The 8,614-nt window shown below is 69.7% G+C and carries 8 protein-coding genes; 5 read left to right on the top strand and 3 right to left on the bottom strand.

Annotation, left to right across the window (positions count from 1 at the left end):
- Positions 1–531: a DNA-3-methyladenine glycosylase I gene (locus VGV13_19325; GenBank protein ID HEV8643241.1), complete on the top strand. Its 531-nt coding sequence runs from the start codon at positions 1–3 to the stop codon at positions 529–531.
- On the opposite strand, the gene VGV13_19320 is transcribed toward VGV13_19325, so the two are convergent.
- Entirely contained in the window at positions 494–1,012 is a 519-nt protein-coding gene (locus tag VGV13_19320) for a YbaK/EbsC family protein (protein ID HEV8643240.1), read from the bottom strand. The genes VGV13_19325 and VGV13_19320 overlap by 38 nt on opposite strands.
- 26 nt (positions 1,013–1,038) lie before the next feature.
- Here VGV13_19320 and VGV13_19315 point away from each other — a divergent pair, with 26 nt between their 5' ends.
- Positions 1,039–3,066, top strand: coding sequence for a molybdopterin-dependent oxidoreductase (locus tag VGV13_19315; GenBank protein HEV8643239.1), 2,028 nt, complete (start codon positions 1,039–1,041; stop codon positions 3,064–3,066).
- On the opposite strand, the gene VGV13_19310 is transcribed toward VGV13_19315, so the two are convergent.
- On the bottom strand, positions 2,954–3,892 hold the full coding sequence (locus VGV13_19310) for a MucR family transcriptional regulator (protein HEV8643238.1): 939 nt from the start codon (positions 3,890–3,892) through the stop codon (positions 2,954–2,956). The genes VGV13_19315 and VGV13_19310 overlap by 113 nt on opposite strands.
- 142 nt (positions 3,893–4,034) lie before the next feature.
- Positions 4,035–5,183, bottom strand: coding sequence for a response regulator (locus tag VGV13_19305; protein HEV8643237.1), 1,149 nt, complete (start codon positions 5,181–5,183; stop codon positions 4,035–4,037).
- A gap of 161 nt (positions 5,184–5,344) precedes the next feature.
- On the opposite strand from VGV13_19305, the gene VGV13_19300 reads away from it, so the two are divergent.
- The 3 genes from VGV13_19300 to VGV13_19290 all read left to right on the top strand — a co-directional run.
- Positions 5,345–6,598 carry an RHS repeat domain-containing protein gene (locus VGV13_19300; GenBank protein HEV8643236.1) on the top strand — a complete coding sequence of 418 codons (1,254 nt, stop codon included), beginning with the start codon at positions 5,345–5,347 and terminating at the stop codon, positions 6,596–6,598.
- Between the two features lie 27 nt (positions 6,599–6,625).
- The gene (locus tag VGV13_19295; protein HEV8643235.1) at positions 6,626–8,050 is read left to right on the top strand and encodes a hypothetical protein; all 1,425 of its coding nucleotides are present in this window, start codon (positions 6,626–6,628) and stop codon (positions 8,048–8,050) included.
- A gap of 36 nt (positions 8,051–8,086) precedes the next feature.
- A partial coding sequence (locus VGV13_19290) for a hypothetical protein (GenBank protein HEV8643234.1) occupies positions 8,087–8,614 on the top strand: 528 nt, incomplete at its 3' end.

The following is an 8,614-nucleotide window of genomic DNA, read 5'->3' as shown; positions in this document are numbered from 1 at the left end:
ATGGTGCGGTATCACGACGAGGAGTGGGGTGTGCCGGTGCACGACGACCGGCGGCTCTTCGAGTTCCTCGTCCTGGAGGGCGCCCAGGCGGGGCTGAGCTGGGCGACGATTCTCCGGAAGCGTGAGGCCTACCGCCGGGCCTTCGATCGCTTCGACCCGAAGAAGATCGCGCGCTACCCGAAGCCGGCGGTGCGCCGCCTCCTGGGGGACGCCGGGATCGTCCGCAACCGCGCCAAGATCGAGGCGGCGATCGCCAACGCCCGCGCCCTCCTGGCCGTCCAGCGCGAGTTCGGCAGCTTCGACGCCTACGTCTGGCGGTTCGCCGGCGGCCAGCCCGGGCCGAGCGCCTGGAAGTCCCCGGCCGAGCTTCCGGCCGAGACCGAGGCGTCGCGGGCGCTGAGCCGGGATCTCAAGCGGCGCGGCTTCCGGTTCGTGGGGCCCACGATCTGCTACGCCTTCATGCAGGCCGTGGGCATGGTCAACGACCACACCGTCAGCTGCTTCCGCTACCGGGAGCTCCTTCGAGGCTGAGCTCGGCGACGATGCTGGCGCCGGGAAGGCGCCGGAACACCTCGGGCGAGGTCTTGATCTTCGAGGACCGGCTCCCGCTGCCCAGGATGATCCAGTCGAGCCCCATGAGCGTGTCGTCCACGTAGATCGGCAGGCCCGGCGGGAGCGCGAACACGGTGACGCCGCCGATCATCATGCCGGTGAGAGTCCTGGTCTCCTCCGCCGACGCGAACGAGAGCTTGGAGACGTTCATGAGCCGCCGCACGGCGTGGTTGACGTCCAGCCGGCGCGTCGCCTTCACCACGCAGGCGCTGTACTGCCGGGGCTCCTTCTTGGAGGCGACGATGATCGTGTTGCCGGCGCGGTCGAGCGGCCTCTCGTACTTCTGGCAGAAGGCGGCGGTGTCGGCGTAGGCCGGATCGATCGGGAGCAGCTCGTAGGGGACGCCGAGGCCGTCGAGGACCTGCACGACCCGTCGCTCGATGTCGCCGCCGTGGCTCACGAGTCCCGTAGTATATACTCGCGACCATGCTGGACCGCCGCGTGATCCGCACCATGTGTCCGATGAACTGCCACCCGACACTCTGCGGCATGCTGGTCGAGGTCGAGCAGGGGCGCCTCGTCGGAGTCACCGGCGACCGCGACAATCCCGACAGCCAGGGGTTCCTGTGCATCCGTGGTCAGGCCTCCCGCGAGATCATCGATAATCCCCGGCGGCTGCTGCACCCGCTGGTCCGCGGGCGACGCACGGATGACTGGCGCCGGGCGACCTGGGACGAGGCGCTCGACCTGATCGTCACGAAGATGCGGGCCGTGGGCCGGGAGGCGGTGGGGACCTGGTCGGGTCACGGGCTCTTGGCCAACAACTACGGCACCCGGATCAACTCGGAACTGCTCCGCCGCTTCGCGAACCTCTACGGGTGCCAGTGGTGGAGTGGGACGATCATCTGCTGGGGCCTGGGCGCGTTCGGGGCCGGGCTCACCGGCGTCCTCGAGGTCCATACCAAGGAGGACATGGGCGCGCACTCCGCCTTCATCGTGCTGTGGGGGGCGAACCTGGCCTCCCAGCCCAACACCGCGCGCCACCTCACGGCGGCCCGGCGCCGCGGCGCCCACGTCGTCGCCATCGACGTGCGCGAGACCGAAGCCACCGCGCAGGCGGACGAGATGTTCCTCGTGCGCCCCGGGACCGACGCGGCGCTCGCGCTCGCGATGATGCACGTGATCATCGGGGACAAGCTGTACGACCGCCAGTTCGTCGCCGGCCACACCGTCGGCTTCGACGAGCTGAGAGCTCACGTCGCCGAGCACTCTCCGACCTGGGCCGCGCGCGTCACGGGTATCCCGGCCGACCGCATCGCCGCGCTGGCGCGGCGCTACGCGACCACCAGGCCCGCCATGATCGTGCTGGGCGGCAGCTCGATGCACAAAGGCGCGAACGGCTGGCAGGGCGGCCGCGCGGTCGGCTGCCTGCCCGCGCTCACCGGCAATGTGGGGGTGCCGGGCGGTGGCCTGGGGCCGCGCCACGGCGCGTCCGTTCACGGCCAGGCGTTGCGGAGCATCGCGGTCCTCGACCGGCGTCCGCCCGGAGACTACGTGCCGAACCAGATGGCGCGCATGACCGAGGCGCTCCTCGAGCGGCGCGTGCGCGCGCTCCTCCTGTTCGGGACCGACATGGTGTCCTCGTTCGCCGATGCCGCCGAGGTCGCCGAGGGGCTCGCCCGCACCGAGCTCTGCGTGAGCTACGACCTGTTCCTCAACGACACCGCGCGGCGCTTTGCCGACGTGGTCCTGCCCGCCACCGGCTGGCTGGAGGAGGTGGGCTGCAAGAGCACGAACACGCACCTCTATCTGATGCCGAAAGTCCTCGAGCCGCCGGGGCAGACGCGCTCGCTGACGTGGGTCCTCAGGGAGCTCGGGCAGCGGCTCGGCCTCAGCGAGTTCTTTCCGTGGCCATCCGAGGAGGGACCGATCGACGCGATCCTGGACCACCCCTCCACGGGTCACGCGACGGTCGCCGCACTCCGCGCCGAGGGCGGCATCCGCGCCCTGCGGATCTCGCCCGTCGCCTACCCGGATTTTCGGTTCGACACGCCCTCGGGCAAGATCGAGTTCTACTCCGAGCGGGCGCAGGCGCTCGGGCTCCCGCCGCTGCCGGTGTACGAGGACCTGCCCGCCTCGTCCTATCCGCTCGCGTTCCGCCAGGGGCGGACGCTGACGCAGTTCCACGGCTTCTACGAGCACGGGCGCGCCCTGCCCACCCTGGCCAAGGCCGATCCCGAGCCCTACCTCTGGATCGCGCCTTCGGACGCGGCGGCCCGTGGCGTGGGCGACGGCGCGCCGATCCGCCTCTACAACGAGCGGGGGGAGTTCCGGGCCCGCGCGCGGGTCACCGACAAGATCCCGGCGGGCACGGTGTGGATGCGGGACGGCTGGGAAGGCCTCAATCGGCTGACGTCCGGGCGTCCCTCGATTCCCGACCCCGCCGTCGATCTTTTCGCGTTCGGCGCGGGACAGGCAGCCTTCGACGCGATGATCGAGGTCGCGCCCGCCTGAGTTTCGCGCGACGCCCCCTCGTTCGCGGGCGAGAGACCGGGGCGATGAGGCTGCGCTGGCGGAGGTACCAGGTCTTGTAGATCACGTACGCTCGCGACACGCCCAGACGCGCGGCCATCTGGGCCGGCGTGCCGGCGCGGCGGAACGCGCGGAGGAACTCGTCGTCGGTGACGCGGCGTTTCTTGATCGGCCGCGGCCGGCGCGGCGTCGGCACCCTGACGCCCTGGCCACGGAAGATCCAGAGGATCTTGAGGACGAGCTGCCGCCTGATGCGCATCCGGCGGGCGATCTCGAGCGGCCAGAGCCCCTCGCGTCGAAGCGCGAGGATCCGTTGACGGTCGACCAGGCGGCGCCGCCGGTGGGGCGGGAGCAGACCCAGCGCCTGCAGTCGGCTGCGCGTCTGGTCGATGGAGAGCCCCGCTTTCCGCGCGATTCGCTTGGTGTCGAGGCCCTCTCTGGCCAGGCGCCGGAGGGTCCGGTCGTCGACTTTCCGGTAACGGCGGGGCTGCCAGCCACTGGCGTAGAGCTGCTTCTTGGCCGCGCCGTCTTTGAGGCGCGCCTCCGGGCGCCTGGCCAGGTCTTTCCGGCGCCGCGCGGCTCGGGCTTTGGCGAGGAGCTCGGCTGAGCCATGGGCACCGAGGTTGCGCTTGAGGGCCAGGCGCCGGAGGCGGGCGGCGGTGTCGGCCGCGACGAACGCTGTCTGGCGGTTGAAGCCCCACTTCTCCCGGTAATCGTCCAACGTCGTCCGGTGCCTGAGGCGGGCGTGGGTGCCGAGCGTCTTGCGCAGCTTCCCGCACTCGAGGCAAACGATGCCGTCCGGGCGGATGCTGTCCAGAAAGTGGGCGCGGTAGTAGCCTACGCGGCGCGCGCCCGGCGAGATTCGCGCTGCTATCGCGGCGATGATAACCGTGGTCTACGCCTTCGCGCGCCCGGGAGTTCCTGTCGTCGACAGGGCAGGGCGGACGGTGCTAAGCGCCGCGGAGGACGGCCGAGCGGCGGCGATACTCGCCCGGGCGTGTCCCTGTGTGATCCATGAACACGCGGGAGAAGTGCGAGGCATCGGCGAAGCCGCAGCGCTGACCCACCTCGTCCATCTTCAAGTCCGTCTCCGCCAAGAGGCGCCGCCCCACGGTGACCCTCAGCCGTTCTAAGTAGTCCTTCACTGCCACGCCGAGCCCGTCGCGGAAGACGTGGGTCAGGCGGTCCACGGAGAGGCCCACGGCCTGGGCCATGTCCGATACGCTGAGCGGCTCCTGGTAGTGGGCTGCCATGTGATCGATCGCGCGGTGCACGTGGGGGCCGAGGTACCTCCACGACCCGTTCAGTCGGACGCGGGGAGACAGGAGAGCCGCGATCCGGCTGAGCACCTCGTTGAGGCGATAGGGCTTTTCGATCAGCCTCGCGGGCGCCAGGGCGGCCAGCTCGGGCACTCGCATGGCCATGTGGATGTCCCTCGTCATCACCATCAGTGGCACGCGGGCAAAGCGCTCGCGCAGGGCCCGCACGAACCCGGCGGCCGCCTCAGGGGCGAGCATGCTGTCGAAGATCACGAGCGCCGGCGCGCGCTCCAGCCCGGGAAGCCCCACGGCGGCCGGCGGGAGTGTCGTCACGCGGACATTCTGCTCGAGCGCGAGCTGCAGCGCTGCCAGCGGCCCCATGTCGTCGCCGATCAGGAGGACCCCGCGGGGCGCACCCTGGCGACTCGCCGCGCCCCGGACGCTGGCGAGCAGCGCCGACTCGTTCCACGGCTTGGTGATGTAATCGAGGGCGCCGAGCTTCATCCCTTTCACAGCCGTCCCCACCTCGTTGACGGCGGTGACGAGAATGACCGCGACCTGGGGGTCGGCTTCCTTCATTCGCGCCAGTACTTCAAGACCGCCCATACCGGGCATCAGGATGTCCAGCAGGATGACATCGGGCCGGCGCGAGCGGAGGAGTTCGAGCGCCTTCGGGCCGTCCTCGGCCGTGAGGACCTCGTACTCCTCTTCAAGAACGAGGGTGAGGGCGGCGCAGACACCGTCGTCGTCGTCGACGACCAACACGACCAGTTTTCTCGATCGGGTTAGGGCCACGGGCGCCTCCCCCTTGAGGAGTGTCGCGGCGGTGGTCAAGTTCATTACCCTAATTCGCACCGACCGCGCAAGCGTGAATTCGCTGACTCATTTTTAGGCAGCGGAACCGTCCATTTTTTCAGCGGAACCGTCCATTGACCTGGACGCTTCGGTCGACGATTGTGCTCGCGGCCGTGCAGACTCTACAAAGACGCCTCCGGCCGACGTTGCTTGTTGGGCTCGTCGCCTGCCTGCTGCTCGCCCCCGTCCCCGCCACCAGTCAGCAGGCGGCGATCCACTACGTCTACGACGACCTCAACCGCCTGATCGCCGTCGTGGATCAACAGGGCAACGTCGGGACCTATACCTACGACGCGACCGGAAATCTCCTGCGGGTCGATCGCTTCGACGCCGCGGCCATCCCGGGCGCCGTCGGCATCACCCTGGTCAGCCCGAACAAGGGCAAGGTCGGCACGACTGTCCAGATCTTCGGCAAGGGCTTCAGCGCCACGCCCAGCCAGAACAGCGTCGTCTTCAACGGGACGGCGGCCACCGTCACGGCGGCGGCGCCGAATCGCATCGTGACGTCCGTTCCCACCGGCGCCACCACGGGCCCGATCACGGTGACGACGCCCTTGGGGTCGGCGACCTCGCCGACGCCCTTCACGGTGCTCGGCACCATCACCGTTAGCCCGACCACTGCGACGCTCTTCACAGACGCCACGCAGCAGTTCACGGCGACCGACGACGGAGGCTCGACGGCGTCGGTGAGCTGGAGCGTCAACGGGATTGTCGGCGGCGACCCCACCGTGGGGACGATCTCGACGGAAGGTTTCTATACCGCCCCGGCGACAGTTCCCGCGCCGTCCACTGTGACCATCACCGCCGAGCACGCCGATGACCGGACGTTGAGCGCATCGGCCTCGATCACGATCACCCCACGGCCCCTGGCGTTTCTTATCTCGCCGAGGGTCAGCGTGACGTTTGCCCAACGGACAGTCGACAAGAACCTCACCAGCTCCGTCAGCGTGCACGTCGCCGTCCCGACGTCCCTGGCCGTCGCTGGGCAGATCGGCGTTCAGGTTGCTCCCGCGCTCGCCGCCGCCGTGGCCGGAGCCGTCGGCGTTCAGGTGGCCCCCGCGACCGCGTTCGTGGTGACACCAGAGGTCGGCGTGGCACTCGAGCCCGTCATCACTTCGATCTCGCCGGTGAGTGCCACTGCCGGCACCACGAGTTTCTCGATCACGATCACCGGGGTCGGATTCTCCGGAGCCACCAGTCTCACCTTTCTCCGGAGTAACGCGGCTGACGCGAGTATCACGGTGACGAACCTGGCGGTCAACCCAGACGGAACTCAGGCGACGGCGACGATCTCGATTGCCGCAGGAGCCGCCCTCGGTGCCCGGGTCGTGCAGATCGCCACCCCGGCACGGACATCCACCGCCGCGGGGACGGGCGGCAACCTGTTCACGGTGCAGTGAGCGATGCGGGTCAGGAGGACGAGGACGATGCGTCATCTCACACGATCAGCAATCGGCGCGTTCATTGGACTGCTGGCCCTTGGCGGCTCACCCGCCCTCGCGCAGACGTTCAGCAGCGGGAGCACCGGAGCCGACGGCGCCTTCAGCCCGACGACGACCACGACGCTGACGCTGCCGCCCAATGGCGTGTTCAACTTCACGACGATCAACATCCCGGTCGGCGTCACCGTGAGGTTCACGCGCAACGCGACGAACACCCCGGTCACGCTCCTCGCCAGCGGCAACGTCACGATCGCGGGCATCGTCGACGTGGCTGGAGCGAATGCCGGCGGCGCCCTCATAGGAGCCACCGTCGTGACGAGTAATGCAGGAGCCGGCGGGGCGGGAGGCTTTGATGGGGGCGCGGGCGCCAATGGGGTCGTTTCCACGACCGGCGGCTCAGGTCTGGGGCCCGGAGGCGGTGCAGGCGGCGGTGTCGCCGGCAGCAGCGGTGGGGGCGGGGGCTTCGCTACGTCGGGGAGCAACGGACCTGCAATTTTCGGGGGCCAACCGGCTGGCAGCGCGGGCGGAGCGGCTTATGGCACGGCGACGTTGCTTCCTCCCATAGGAGGGTCGGGCGGTGGAGGCGGCGGCGCGGCGCTCGGGAACAGCGCGGGCGGAGGTGGTGGTGGAGGAGGCGCGCTGCTGATCGCCTCGTCGGGAACGATCACGTTCACCGGCAGCATCCTGGCTGGGGGAGGGCGGGGCGGAATAACCTCGTCCGCCAGCCTTGGCGCGGGCGGCAACGGAAGCGGTGGCGCGGTGCGGCTCATTGCGACCACGATCACCGGAAGTGGGGGAACGATTAACGTCAGCGGCGCCTCCGTTGCCTCCAGTGTCGCATCCGGCAGTGCCGGTCGCGTCCGCGTCGAGGCATTCAACAACACGCTGACCGCCGCCTTCCCAGGGGCGGCGCAGCAAACGCTGTCCGCCGCCTCGCCGGGGACGGTCACGCCGGCGAACGCGCCGAGCTTGAGGATCACCTCCGTCGCCGGCGTGGCGGCGCCCGCCTCGCCGACCGGGTCCTTCTCGAACCCTGACATTACGCTGCCCGGCACCACGGCGAACCCGGTGACGGTCAGCCTGGCCGCGTCCAACATTCCGCTCGGCACGACCGTGACCGTGACCGTCAAGGGACAGTCGGACGCCGTCAGCTCCGCCGTGAGCACAGGGCTCACCGGTTCGGTCGCCTCCTCAACAGCGAGCGCCAGCGTCACCGTCCCCACGAATCAACCGAGCATCATCAGCGCCTCGACGACGTTCACGCTGATTAGCCTGGGCGGGGGCGGCCCCGTCTTCGCGGAAGGCGAGGAAGTCGAGCGCGTGCGCGTCACGACGGTCTACGGTGGCGCGTCGGAGGTCGCGTACATCACGAAGTCCGGCCGCGAGATTCCGGTGACCCCGGCGCAATGAATCAGAGCTTCCGCGGCGCATCCGCATGAGGCGAGGATGATGAAGCGCGTCTTGAGCGTGGGCCTCCTGGCGGTCGTGGTCGGCCTCGTGCCCTCCACCGGCCAGGCGCCGGTGCAGACGATCAACGCCCTGGCCCCCATCGAGCTCCTGCTCGACGGAAGCCAGGAGCTGGTTGGCGTGGCCGTGACTTTCGATGCGACGGCGTACGTCTCCGACGCCGGGGCCGGCGTGGTCTACAAGATCTCGCCCACAGGCGTCGTCACGATTGCCGTCTCCGGGCTCCAGCGCCCGGCCGGCCTCGCGCTCGATCTCACAGGTCGGCTCCTCATCACCGAGGAGGGCGGCGGCCGCATCCTCCGTCTCGAGGCGACCGGCGCCCTCACCGTGCTGGCCACCGGTCTTCGATCTCCGCGTTGGCTCGCCGTCAACCTCGATGGCTCTCTCTACATCAGCCACCACGGCCCGCCCCCCGACGGCCTCGACCCGACCGAAGGCCGCGAGATCCTGCGCCTCGTGCCCGGGAAGAGCCCCACCGTCGTCGCCACCGGTCTCAGCCGCCTCGAG

This window comes from Candidatus Methylomirabilota bacterium, from assembly GCA_036001065.1.
GTDB lineage: Bacteria > Methylomirabilota > Methylomirabilia > Rokubacteriales > CSP1-6 > MNEF01.
This window is presented reverse-complemented; position numbering and strand designations above follow the sequence as displayed.